This is a genomic window from Streptomyces sp. NPDC088147 (assembly GCF_044741565.1).
Lineage (GTDB): Bacteria > Actinomycetota > Actinomycetes > Streptomycetales > Streptomycetaceae > Streptomyces.
This window is the reverse complement of sequence record NZ_JBIUSY010000009.1, coordinates 213,337-225,799: the sequence shown is the minus strand read 5'-3', so window position 1 is coordinate 225,799 and position 12,463 is coordinate 213,337. Positions and strand designations below refer to the sequence as shown.

Below are 12,463 nucleotides of genomic sequence, written 5' to 3'. Positions count from 1 at the left end.
TTCGATCCCTTCGAAGGCTGCGATTCCCCTGTGCTGACTCACTGCGCTGATTCCTGCGCCGATTCCATGGGCTGATCCCCCGCGCCGATCGCTCCGCGCCGATCCGTCCGCGCCGATCCGTCCGCGCCGAATCCCCTGTGCTCCACTGTGCTCCACCGATACCGCACCGCGGCTGTTCCTACCCCACGGGCGCGCTCAGTCCCACGACTCCCGCACCGGCGGCAGCTCCGCGATCTCGGCCAGATCCCGCGCCGTCAGCGTCAGCCCCGCCGCCCGCGCGTTCTCCACCGCCCACCGCTCCCGCTTCGTCCCCGGCAGCGGCACCACATGCCGCCCCCGGCTCAGCACCCACGCCAGCGCCACCTGCGCCGGGGTCGCGCCGTGCCGCGCCGCGATCCGGCGCAGCCCCACCACCAGTGGCTGGTTCGCGGCCATCATCTCCGCAGTGAACCGCGGATGCCGCGCCCGTACGTCGTCCGGCTCGAAGCCCTGCCCCGGCGTGAGCGTGCCGGTCAGGAAGCCGTTGCCCAGCGGCATCGCCGCCAGGAACCCGATCCCGCGCGCCTCGCACCACGGCAGCAGCCGCTCCAGCGCCTCCGGCGACCACACCGAGAGTTCCGCCTCCACCGCGCTCACCGGAAAGACCTGCTGCACCCGCTCCAGCTGGCGGATCGTCGACTCGTGCAGATGCGCCCCCGATCTGCGCCGGGACGCGCGCGCCCCCACCGCGCACAGCCCGAGCGCCCGCACCTTCCCCGCGGTCACCAGCTCCGCCATCGCACCCCAGGTCTCCTCGACCGGTATCTCGGGGTCGGCGCGGTGCAGCTGGTAGAGATCGATCACATCGGTCTGGAGCCGCCGCAGCGAGGCGTCACAGGCCCGCCGCACATAGCCGGGGCGGCCGTTGGCGACGATGTGCTGATCACCGACGAGCAGTCCGCACTTGGTCGAGACGAAGACATCCGCCCGCCGCTGCCCGAGCACCCGCCCCAGCAGCAGCTCGTTGGTGAAGGGGCCGTACATGTCGGCCGTGTCGAGCAGACTCGTACCGGCGTCGAGCGCCGCGTGCACCGTACGGAGCGAACGGTCGCCGTGCTGCTGCGAGCCGGTGTAGGCCCAGTGCATCGGCATACAGCCGAGGCCGATCGCGCCCACTTCGAGCGCCGCCGCACCGATTGTCCTGCGCTCCAACGCCGTACCCCTCCTCATGCCGCCCTCAAGCTAACCCCATCGGTCCGGCGCACTTCGCATAGCCTCCTGACCATGACTTCAGACGTATGGCTCCCCTTCCAGGCCGACGCGATAGAGGGACTTCCCGAGGGACCGCGTTATCGGTTCTGGGACGGCGGCGAGGAGTACCCCGCCGACCCCGCCGACTGCGCCTTCTACGCCGTCCCGTACATGAAGGGACCCGAGGTCGCGGTACGGCCGCTCGCCGCCATGACCTCCGTACGCGTGGTCCAGACCCTCTCGGCGGGCATCGACCATGTGACCCCCGCGCTCGGCACGCTGCCCGCCGGCGTACGCCTGTGCAACGCCAAGGGCGTCCACGAGGCCAGCACCGCCGAACTCACCCTGGCGCTGATCCTCGCCTCCCTGCGCGGCATCCCCGGCTTCGTCACCGGCCAGCAGCGGGAGGAGTGGCGCTCCGGCTTCTACCCGGCGCTCGCCGACAAGTCCGTACTGATCGTCGGGTACGGATCGATCGGCGCGGCCATCGAGGACCGGCTCGCGCCCTTCGAGTGCGCGCGGGTGGTGCGCGTCGCCCGCTCCGCCCGCACGACGGAGCGCGGCGCCGTCCACGCGTTCACCGATCTTCCCGAACTGCTCCCCGGCGCCGATGTGGTGATCCTCTCCACCCCGCTCACCGAGGGGACGAGGGGGCTGGCGGGACCGGAGTTCCTGACGCGGATGAAGGACGGCGCACTTCTGGTCAACGTCGCGCGCGGCGCCGTCGTCGACACCAAGGCGCTGCTCGCCGAGACCGGGAGCGGACGGATCACGGCCGCCCTGGACGTCACCGACCCGGAACCGCTGCCCGCCGGCCATCCGCTCTGGCACACCCCGGGCGTCCTCATCAGCCCCCATGTCGGCGGCTCCACTTCGGCGTTCCTGCCGCGTGCCCACCGGCTGCTGGCCGGCCAGCTCACCCGGTTCGCCGCCGGGGAGGAGCTGCGCAACATCGTCCTCACCACCGGCTGACCCCCGGCCGCGGCACCCCGCCCCACGACCCGGAAGGCACCCCCCGGACACGCTCCGCAGCCGACCGGACACCCTCGTGGCCGACAACTCCCCTGATCGTCACGGAGAGTAGAAGAACTATGTCCCTGAGTGACGAGACTGGTGTATCGTCCCGATCTGGGGGCTGCGGCGCGCCTGGGGCGGCGCAGCGGAGTGAACAGAATGCGAGGGGGGCGACGGGCGATGTACGGCCAATGGACGAACGATCCGACGCAGCAGGGACGCCGGCGGCGGCCTCCGGACATCCCGATCGACAGGCAGGTTCCCCCGGCGGTGACAGCGACACCCCCCGGGGTGCTCCGGTGAGCGCCGACGGAGTGCTCCTCGGCAGGCGGACGGTCACGGGCAGCGGCTCGGGGCTGGTCGCACAGCTCCTGCTCGCCCTGATCTGCGGAGGCTACGCGGCCGGCGCGGCGCTGGGCTGGGGCTCGCACGAACTGGCCTTGTTCATGGGTGACTTCGGTCTCAGCCTGGCCGCCGCGATCGCCGCGGTCTCCTGCTTCTTCTACGCGCGCGGCCGTGGCAGCCGCTTCAAGCCCGCCTGGCTGCTGTTCTCGTTCTCCTCCGCCATGGCCTCGGGAGGGAACGCCGTCTGGGGCTGGTACGAGGTCATCCTCGACGAGCCGGTGCCCAGTCCCTCACTCGCCGATCTCTTCTTCCTCTGCTTCGCGCCACCCGCCATCGTGGGGCTGCTCGTGCTCGCCAAACGCCCGGTCAGCAGGGCCGGCTGGCTCTGTCTGGCGCTCGACTCCTGGCTGATCGGCGGCTCACTGCTCACGCTCTCCTGGAGCCTCGCCCTCGCGCGGACGGCGCATTTCCAGGGCGAGAGCGTGACCCAGGCGGCGCTCTCCCTCGCCTATCCGCTGCTCGACATCGTGCTGGTCAGCATGGTGCTCGCGCTGCACTTCCGACGGGCCACGGGGAGCCGGTCCGCCGTCAACACCGCCATCGCCGCGCTCGCCCTGACGGTGCTGTGCGACGCCCTGTTCACGTCCCCGCTGCTGCGGGAGACCTATCGCTCGGGACAGCTCCTGGACGCCGGCTGGTTCGCCGGCTCGCTGCTCCTGGCGTACGCGCCATGGGGGATGCGCCGGGTCCCGGAGAGCCCTCCACCGCCACGGCACCCCCGTACCCCCAGCCGTCCCATCGCCGGCTCGCTCGCCGCGCTCACGCCGTATCTGGCGGCCGCCGTCTGCACGCTGGGCATCCTCTACAACGTGATCGAGGGGAGGCGGGTCGACCGGGTGGTGGTCCTCACCGGCTGCGCGGTCGTGCTCGCGCTGGTCGTACGGCAGGGCATCATGCTCGTCGACAACATCGCGCTCACCCATGAACTGGCCCAGAAGGAGAACCACTTCCGGTCCCTGGTGCAGGGCTCCAGCGATGTGATCATGATCGCCGCGCCCTCCGGCATACTCCGCTACGTCAGCCCCGCCGCCACGGGCGTGTACGGCCGCGAGGCCGAGGATCTCGTCGGCGCGGAGCTGGCCTCGATCATCCACCCCGACGACCTCGGCAGGGTGGTCCACGAAGTACGGCGCTTCCTGGCCGCACCCCCCTCCGAGGAACCCACCACCCGCATCGAGTGCCGGTTCAGATCAGGCGCCGGTGACTGGCTCAACGTGGAATCCACCGTCAACCGCCACCAGGGCGGGCTGATCTTCAACAGCCGGGACGTCACCGAACGGGTGCGCCTCCAGGCGCAGCTCCAGCACAACGCCGAGCACGACCCGCTCACCGACCTGCCCAACCGCGCCCTGTTCACCGAGCGGGTACGACAGGCCCTCTCCGGCCGCCGTACGACCGATCCGGGCACCGCCGTGCTCTTCATCGACCTCGACGGCTTCAAGGGCGTCAACGACCGCCTGGGGCACCAGGTCGGGGACGAACTGCTGATCCTCGCCGCGCACCGGCTCCAGGACTCCGTACGGGCCGGTGACACCGCCGCCCGGCTCGGCGGCGACGAGTTCGCCGCCATCGTCCTCGGCGACGGGAACGACGATCTGACCGCCCGCGAGCACCAGGTGCACGAGATCGCCGACCGGCTCCGCCTCACGCTCTCGCAGCCGTATCGCATCGACGGCAACGATGTCCGGGTCGCCGCCTCCATCGGGATCGCCTTCGCGGAACCGGGCATAACCCCCACCGAGCTCATGCGCAACGCGGACCTCGCCATGTACCGGGCCAAGGCCGCGGGCAAGAACCGCGTCGAGCTCTACGCGCCCCAGATGCAGGCCGACGTCGTCCGCAAGACCGAGCTGGCGACCCGGCTGCGCACCGCCCTGCACGACGGCGAATTCGCCCTGCTGCACCAGCCCGTGGTGCATCTCACCACCGGCCGGGTCTCCGCCGTCGCCGCCCAGGCCCGCTGGCGCTCCGCCCAGGGCATCCTGTTCACCCCCGCGGAGTTCCTGCGCACCGGCGACGACAGCGACCGCACCGCGGAGCTCGGTCGCTGGCTGTTGGAAGAGGCCGTTTCCCATGCCGTGGAACGGGCGAGAATCGGCCATCCTGTGCCCGTCGCCGTACGGCTCCCGGCCCGCAGGCTGCTCGACAAGTCCCTGCCGCTCGGTTCCATCGAGTCCCTGCTCAGCCGCCATGGGCTGCCGTCGGGGGCCCTGATGATAGAGCTCTCCGACAGCGATCCGCGCGCCTCGCTCGACGAGCTGGAACACCGGCTCATCGCGCTGCGCCGGCTGGGCGTACGGATCGCCCTCGACGGCTTCGGCAGCGGCTACGCCGCGATCAGCGCCCTGCGCAGGCTCCCCGTGGACGTACTGAAACTGGACCGCGGTCTGGTGGAGGGCGTCGTGGAGTCCGCGCGGCTGCACAAGATCACGGCGGGACTGCTGCGGATCGCCGGTGATCTGGGCATGCAGTCCGTGGCCGACGGCGTCGACGTCCCCGAGCAGGTCCTCGCGCTGCGCGCCATGGGGTGTACGCACGGCCAGGGGATGGCCTTCTCCGGGCCGCTGGACGAATACCGGCTGCGCCGCGCCCTGCTGGCAGGCACGTACCCGCTGCCGGACGGTGCGGCCCAGCCCGTGCTGACGGGCAGCGCGCTGCCCGGAAGCGGGCTTCCCGTCAGGTCTTCCCGGCCGTCTCCGGGTGACCGAATCCCACACCCTTCGATGCCCCTCGATCCGCTCAAATAGTGAGACTCCCGTCCCACCCACTTGACAGCCATGGCGCGCCGGAGGGATGGTCAGTGCCATGCGCACCCGAATTCTCGTACTTGGAAAGCGCGTCGGCTGAAGCAGAGCACGAACCGCTCCGCACACCCCACCGACGCGCTCCCCTCGCCTGCCTTATGGCACGAGGGGTTTTTTGTTGCACCGGCACACCCCAAACCCTCGCAAAAACCCTCAGCCTCGAGAAGAGAATGCCGATGACCGAGCAGGCCACCGGGGCCCACCATCCGCAGCCGCGGGCCCGTAACGGCGGACCGTCCCCCGCCTCCGTCGAGCACGTCACGGGCGCGCAGTCCCTCATCCGCTCTCTTGAGGAAGTGGGAGCCGACACGGTATTCGGCATCCCCGGCGGCGCCATCCTCCCCGCGTACGACCCGATGATGGACTCCACCCGGGTCCGCCACATCCTCGTCCGCCACGAGCAGGGCGCGGGCCACGCGGCCGAGGGCTACGCCCAGGCCACCGGCAAGGTGGGCGTCTGCATGGCCACCTCGGGCCCCGGCGCCACCAACCTGGTCACCCCGATCGCCGACGCGCACATGGACTCCGTGCCGCTGGTCGCGATCACCGGCCAGGTGGCGAGCAAGGCCATCGGGACGGACGCCTTCCAGGAGGCGGACATCTGCGGCATCACCATGCCGATCACCAAGCACAACTTCCTGGTCACCAGGGCCGAGGACATCCCGCGCACCATCGCGGAGGCCTTCCACATCGCCTCCACCGGGCGCCCGGGACCCGTCCTGGTGGACATCGCGAAGGACGCGCTCCAGGCGGAGACGACCTTCAGCTGGCCGCCCACCCAGGACCTGCCCGGCTACCGCCCGGTGACCAAGCCGCACGCCAAGCAGATCCGCGAGGCCGCCAAGCTGATCACGCAGGCCAGGCGCCCGGTGCTGTACGTCGGAGGCGGCGTCCTCAAGGCCGGCGCCACCGCCGAGCTGAAGGTCCTCGCCGAGCTCACCGGCGCCCCCGTCACCACCACCCTGATGGCGCTGGGCGCGTTCCCCGACAGCCACCCGCTGCACGTGGGGATGCCGGGCATGCACGGATCGGTCACCGCCGTCACCGCGCTCCAGAAGGCCGACCTGATCGTCGCCCTCGGAGCCCGTTTCGACGACCGCGTCACCGGCAAGCTGGACAGCTTCGCGCCGCACGCCAAGGTCGTCCACGCCGATATCGACCCGGCCGAGATCGGCAAGAACCGCACCGCGGACGTGCCGATCGTCGGCGACGCCCGCGAGGTCCTCGCCGATCTGGTCCAGGCCGTCCAGGCCGAGCACACCGACGGCCACGTCGGTGACTACACCGCCTGGTGGCAGGACCTCAACCGCTGGCGCGAGACCTACCCCCTCGGCTACAGCCAGCCCGCGGACGGCACCCTCTCGCCGCAGCAGGTCATCCAGCGCATCGGCGAACTCGCCCCCGAGGACACCATCTACGCGGCGGGCGTCGGCCAGCACCAGATGTGGGCCGCGCACTTCATCGACTACGAGAAGCCCGCCACGTGGCTGAACTCCGGCGGCGCCGGGACCATGGGATACGCCGTGCCGGCCGCCATGGGAGCCAAGGCCGGGCAGCCGGACCGCACCGTCTGGGCCATCGACGGCGACGGCTGCTTCCAGATGACCAACCAGGAACTCACCACCTGCGCGCTCAACAACATCCCGATCAAGGTCGCGGTCATCAACAACGGCGCGCTGGGCATGGTCCGCCAGTGGCAGACCCTCTTCTACAACCAGCGCTACTCCAACACCGTGCTGCACTCCGGCCAGGACGCGGCCGACGGCCCCACCGGCGGCACCCGCGTGCCGGACTTCGTCAAGCTGTCCGAGGCCATGGGCTGTGTCGCGATGCGCTGCGAGTCCCCGGACGAGCTGGACGCGGTGATCGCCAAGGCCAACGCCATCAACGACCGCCCCGTCGTGGTCGACTTCATCGTCCACGAGGACGCCCAGGTCTGGCCGATGGTCGCCGCGGGCACCTCCAACGACGAGGTCATGGCCGCCCTGGGCGTCCGCCCCGACTTCGGCGACGGCGCGGACGACTGAGCCGCGGAACGAGAGCCCGAGAGACCGAGAGAAGAGACCGACACATGACCAGGCACACGCTCTCCGTTCTGGTGGAGAACACCCCCGGCATCCTCGCCCGGATCGCCGCGCTGTTCTCCCGCCGCGGTTTCAACATCGACTCGCTCGCCGTCGGTGTCACCGAGCACCCCGACATCTCCCGCATCACCATCGTGGTCAATGTCGAGGAACTGCCCCTGGAGCAGGTGACGAAGCAGCTCAACAAGCTGGTGAACGTCCTGAAGATCGTCGAACTCGAGCCCGGCGCCGCGATCCAGCGCGAGCTCGTCCTGGTGAAGGTCCGCGCCGACAACGAGACCCGTTCCCAGATCGTCGAGATCGTCCAGCTGTTCCGCGCCAAGACCGTGGACGTCTCACCCGAGGCCGTCACGATCGAGGCCACGGGATCGAGCGACAAGCTCGACGCCATGCTGAAGATGCTGGAGCAGTACGGCATCAAGGAGCTGGTGCAGTCCGGCACGATCGCCATAGGACGTGGCGCGCGGTCCATCACCGACCGCAGCCTGCGCGCACTCGACCGCAGCGCGTAACCTCCCCGTCCCCGCCCGTACGCACACCCCGTCCGGTTCCGCTCGTATGGCGAGACCGGGAGACCGCAGCGACCGTCCCGCCGTACGGTGGGTGGGACGCGAGCTGCGACATTTTCAAAGCCGCCCGCACCCCAAGCAGCGCACACCAAGGAGAAGACCCAGTGGCCGAGCTGTTCTACGACGACGACGCCGACCTGTCCATCATCCAGAACCGCAAGGTCGCGGTCATCGGCTACGGCAGCCAGGGCCACGCCCACGCGCTGTCGCTGCGTGACTCGGGTGTCGACGTCCGGGTCGGTCTGCACGAGGGCTCCAAGTCCAAGGCCAAGGCCGAGGAGCAGGGCCTGCGCGTGGTGACGCCCGCCGAGGCCGCCGCCGAGGCCGACGTCATCATGATCCTGGTGCCGGACCCGATCCAGGGCCAGGTCTACGAGGAGTCCATCAAGGACAACCTGAAGGACGGCGACGCGCTGTTCTTCGGCCACGGCCTCAACATCCGCTACGGCTTCATCAAGCCGCCGGCCAATGTCGATGTCGCGATGGTCGCCCCCAAGGGCCCCGGCCACCTGGTCCGCCGCCAGTACGAGGAGGGCCGCGGCGTGCCGTGCATCGCGGCCGTCGAGCAGGACTTCTCCGGCAGCGCCTTCGCGCTGGCCCTCTCGTACGCGAAGGGCATCGGCGGCACCCGCGCCGGCGTCATCAAGACGACCTTCACCGAGGAGACCGAGACCGACCTGTTCGGTGAGCAGGCCGTGCTCTGCGGCGGCACCGCCGCGCTGGTCAAGGCGGGCTTCGAGACGCTGACCGAGGCCGGCTACCAGCCGGAGATCGCGTACTTCGAGTGCCTCCACGAGCTGAAGCTGATCGTGGACCTGATGTACGAGGGCGGCCTGGAGAAGATGCGCTGGTCGGTCTCCGAGACCGCCGAGTGGGGCGACTACGTCAGCGGCCCGCGCGTCATCACCGACCAGACCAAGGTCGAGATGAAGAAGATCCTGGCCGAGATCCAGGACGGCACCTTCGCCAAGAACTGGATGGAGGAGTACCACGGCGGTCTGAAGAAGTACAACGAGTACAAGAAGGCCGACAGCGACAGCCTGCTCGCCACCACCGGCGCCGAGCTGCGCAAGCTCATGAGCTGGGTCGACAACGAGGACGCGTAACACCGCGCGCGGGCGGCCCCGGCCAGGGATGAGCCGGGGCCGCCCGTACGGAACGCCGACGCGGGACCGCACGTACGGGTGATCCTGCCGCCGGGGCGGAAAACGCCCCGGTGACAGCACTAGACTGCTCAGCACATACGCGTCAGGCCCACAGCGTCGTGCGTCTTCCACGCGGCCAGAACCCTCCACCGCATGCGGCCGTCGGGACGGCCGTCCGCTATGGGACTTGTGAGGACTCACGTGAGCTCGAAACCTGTCGTACTCATCGCCGAAGAGCTTTCGCCCGCCACCGTCGACGCGCTCGGTCCGGACTTCGAGATCCGGCACTGCAACGGCGCCGACCGCGCGGAGCTGCTGCCCGCCATCGTCGGCGTGGACGCGATCCTGGTGCGCTCCGCGACCAAGGTCGACGCGGAGGCCATCGCCGCCGCGGGCAAGCTGAGGGTGGTCGCCCGTGCCGGCGTCGGCCTCGACAACGTGGATGTCTCCGCCGCCACCAAGGCAGGCGTGATGGTCGTGAACGCGCCGACCTCGAACATCGTCACCGCCGCCGAGCTGGCCTGCGGTCTGCTGGTCGCCACCGCGCGCAATATCCCGCAGGCCAACACCGCCCTCAAGAACGGCGAGTGGAAGCGCTCCAAGTACACGGGCGTCGAGCTGAGCGAGAAGACGCTGGGCGTGGTCGGCCTCGGCCGCATCGGCGTGCTGGTGGCCCAGCGCATGTCCGCCTTCGGTATGAAGATCGTCGCGTACGACCCCTATGTGCAGCCGGCCCGCGCCGCGCAGATGGGCGTCAAGCTGCTGACGCTGGACGAGCTGCTGGAAGTCTCCGACTTCATCACCGTGCACCTGCCGAAGACCCCCGAGACGCTCGGTCTGATCGGCGACGAGGCGCTGCACAAGGTCAAGCCGACGGTGCGGATCGTGAACGCCGCGCGCGGCGGGATCGTGGACGAGGAGGCGCTCGCCTCCGCGCTCAAGGAGGGCCGGGTCGCCGGCGCCGGTCTGGACGTGTACTCCAAGGAGCCCTGTACGGACTCCCCGCTCTTCCAGTTCGACCAGGTCGTCTGCACGCCGCACCTCGGCGCGTCCACCGACGAGGCCCAGGAGAAGGCGGGCATCGCGGTCGCCAGGTCCGTACGGCTCGCGCTCGCGGGCGAGTTGGTGCCGGACGCGGTCAACGTCCAGGGCGGGGTCATCGCCGAGGACGTACGCCCGGGGCTGCCGCTCGCCGAGAAGCTCGGCCGGATCTTCACCGCCCTCGCGGGCGAGGTCGCGGTCCGGCTCGATGTCGAGGTGTACGGCGAGATCACCCAGCACGATGTGAAGGTGCTCGAACTGTCCGCGCTCAAGGGCGTGTTCGAGGATGTCGTCGCCGAGACCGTGTCGTATGTCAACGCGCCGCTGTTCGCGCAGGAGCGTGGCGTCGAGGTCCGGCTGACCACGTCGAGCGAGTCCCCGAACCACCGCAATGTGGTGACCGTGCGCGGCACGCTCTCCGGTGGCGAGGAGGTCTCGGTCTCCGGCACGCTGGCCGGGCCCAAGAACCTCCAGAAGATCGTCGCGATCGGTGAGTACGACGTGGAGCTGGCGCTGGCCGAGCACATGATCGTGCTGCGCTACGAGGACCGCCCCGGCGTGGTCGGCACGGTCGGCCGGATCCTCGGCGAGGCCGGGCTCAACATCGCGGGGATGCAGGTCTCGCGGGCGGAGGAGGGCGGCGAGGCGCTCGTCGTGCTCACCGTCGACGACAACGTACCGCCGGCCGTGCTGGCGGAGATCTCGGAGGAGATCGGCGCGGCCTCGGCGCGCTCGGTGGATCTGACCGACTGATCCGACCGCCCGGGTCCTGTCCGCGCCCGGCCCGTGCGTCAGAGCCGGGTCGCCTTCAGGGCCATATGGAGAAGCAGCCGGTCCTCGCCGTCGTCCAGCTCCAGACCGGTCAGCTGCTCGATCCGGGAGAGCCGGTAGTAGAGCGTCTGACGGTGGATGCCGAGAGCCGACGCCGTACGCCCCGCCTGGCCCGCATGGTCGAGGAACACCTCGGCGGTGTGGGCCAGTTCGGTGTGTACGGGGTCGAGCAGCGGCCGGATCACGGGGTCGGGCTCGGTGGGGAGCGCGGTCAGCAGACGGTACGGGCCGATCGACGTCCACCGCGCCACCGGGCCGAAACGGGGCTGGGCCACCGAGGCACGGGCCGCCGAGACCGCCTCCCGCCAGGCCGCGGGCAGCTCGGCCAGACCGCGGCGCGGCGCGCAGGAACCGGCGGCGGCCCCCGGGCCCGCGTCCTCGCACAGCCGGGCGACGGCCGCGAGGACGGGCGCGAGCGCGTCCGGTGAGCGGAGCCGTACGAGCAGAGCGAGCGTGTCCGCCTCACCCGGGCCGCTCCCCGAGCCGTTCCCCCGGCCGTCCCCCGGGCTCACGGTCCCCGAGCGGCTTCCTCGGCCGGTCGTCGCGCCCGTCGACGAGCCGTTCGGGCGCCCGGCCGCCGGGCCGGCCGCCGGGACCGTCGCCGGGCGGCCCCCGGCCACCGCCCCGTACGGCAGTGTGCACAGCGCCGCCGTCCCCGGCACCGCCCGTACCCGTGGTTCCTCACCGCGCCAGGGCGCCACGCAGAGCACCACATGCGGTCCGTCCGCGCTCGGCCCCAGCGCGGCGCGCAGCGCGCCCAGCGCCATGTCCCGCTGCCAGCCCGGCTCCGCCGTCAGCACGGCGCGCAGCTCGCGGGCCAGATCCGCGCCCGCCCGCACCTCGTCGGCGAGCAGATCGCCGATCCGCGAGGTCACCTCCATGGCCGCCGCGAGCCGGGAGGCGCTCGGCCCCGGATCGGAGTCGTCGAGCAGCCAGACATAGCCGAGCACCGTGCCCCGGTGCCGTACGGGCAGACAGATCCGGCCCCGGAAGACGCCCGCGTCCGGGGCGGCGGGGATACGGACCGGTTCCGTCGCGCGGGTGATGCCGAAGCCCTCGAACCAGGCGCGGACCGCCGGGGTGGACTTCCTGGTCAGGATCGAACGCGTCCTGACCGGGTCCATGGCCGTGTCGTCCTCGCTGTCGTGCGCACCGAAGGCGATCAGTCCGAAGTCCCGGTTCTCCAGCGTCGCGGGGACACCGAGCAGCGCCGAGATCTCGTCGACCAGCTCCTGATAATCGTCCTTCACCCGGACATTCTCCCACTGCTTTCAGACATATGTCTGAGATCCGGGCCACGGATGCGTGACAGCTGTCGATGGCTGCGGAACGGACCGGTC

The 12,463-nt window shown here is 70.7% G+C and carries 8 protein-coding genes; 6 read left to right on the top strand and 2 right to left on the bottom strand.

The genetic code is table 11. The features are described 5' to 3' along the window. Positions 1 to 195: 195 nt before the first annotated feature. Positions 196 to 1,191, bottom strand: a complete 996-nt coding sequence (locus ACIOGX_RS29880; RefSeq protein ID WP_356511290.1) for an aldo/keto reductase — start codon at positions 1,189 to 1,191, stop codon at positions 196 to 198. A 72-nt stretch (positions 1,192 to 1,263) separates the two neighbouring features. Between ACIOGX_RS29880 and ACIOGX_RS29875 the strand changes: the two genes are divergently transcribed. The 6 genes from ACIOGX_RS29875 (at position 1,264) to serA (ending at position 11,045) form a co-directional block, all read left to right on the top strand. Further along, positions 1,264 to 2,202: a 2-hydroxyacid dehydrogenase gene (locus ACIOGX_RS29875; protein ID WP_401917736.1), complete on the top strand. Its 939-nt coding sequence runs from the start codon at positions 1,264 to 1,266 to the stop codon at positions 2,200 to 2,202. Positions 2,203 to 2,543: 341 nt separating this feature from the next. Beyond that, complete coding sequence (locus ACIOGX_RS29870; protein WP_401917734.1) at positions 2,544 to 5,396, top strand: putative bifunctional diguanylate cyclase/phosphodiesterase; 2,853 nt, start codon at positions 2,544 to 2,546, stop codon at positions 5,394 to 5,396. Between the two features lie 233 nt (positions 5,397 to 5,629). Further along, entirely contained in the window at positions 5,630 to 7,480 is a 1,851-nt protein-coding gene (locus ACIOGX_RS29865) for an acetolactate synthase large subunit (RefSeq protein ID WP_356511296.1), read from the top strand. 44 nt (positions 7,481 to 7,524) lie between these two features. Next, positions 7,525 to 8,049 carry an acetolactate synthase small subunit gene (gene ilvN, locus ACIOGX_RS29860; RefSeq protein ID WP_030351817.1) on the top strand — a complete coding sequence of 175 codons (525 nt, stop codon included), beginning with the start codon at positions 7,525 to 7,527 and terminating at the stop codon, positions 8,047 to 8,049. A 161-nt stretch (positions 8,050 to 8,210) separates the two neighbouring features. Continuing rightward, positions 8,211 to 9,212: a ketol-acid reductoisomerase gene (gene ilvC, locus ACIOGX_RS29855; protein ID WP_030351816.1), complete on the top strand. Its 1,002-nt coding sequence runs from the start codon at positions 8,211 to 8,213 to the stop codon at positions 9,210 to 9,212. A 240-nt stretch (positions 9,213 to 9,452) separates the two neighbouring features. After that, positions 9,453 to 11,045 carry a phosphoglycerate dehydrogenase gene (gene serA, locus ACIOGX_RS29850; RefSeq protein WP_356511298.1) on the top strand — a complete coding sequence of 531 codons (1,593 nt, stop codon included), beginning with the start codon at positions 9,453 to 9,455 and terminating at the stop codon, positions 11,043 to 11,045. 38 nt (positions 11,046 to 11,083) lie between these two features. On the opposite strand, the gene ACIOGX_RS29845 is transcribed toward serA, so the two are convergent. Further along, positions 11,084 to 12,373, bottom strand: a complete 1,290-nt coding sequence (locus ACIOGX_RS29845; RefSeq protein WP_401917731.1) for a PucR family transcriptional regulator — start codon at positions 12,371 to 12,373, stop codon at positions 11,084 to 11,086. Positions 12,374 to 12,463: the final 90 nt, after the last annotated feature.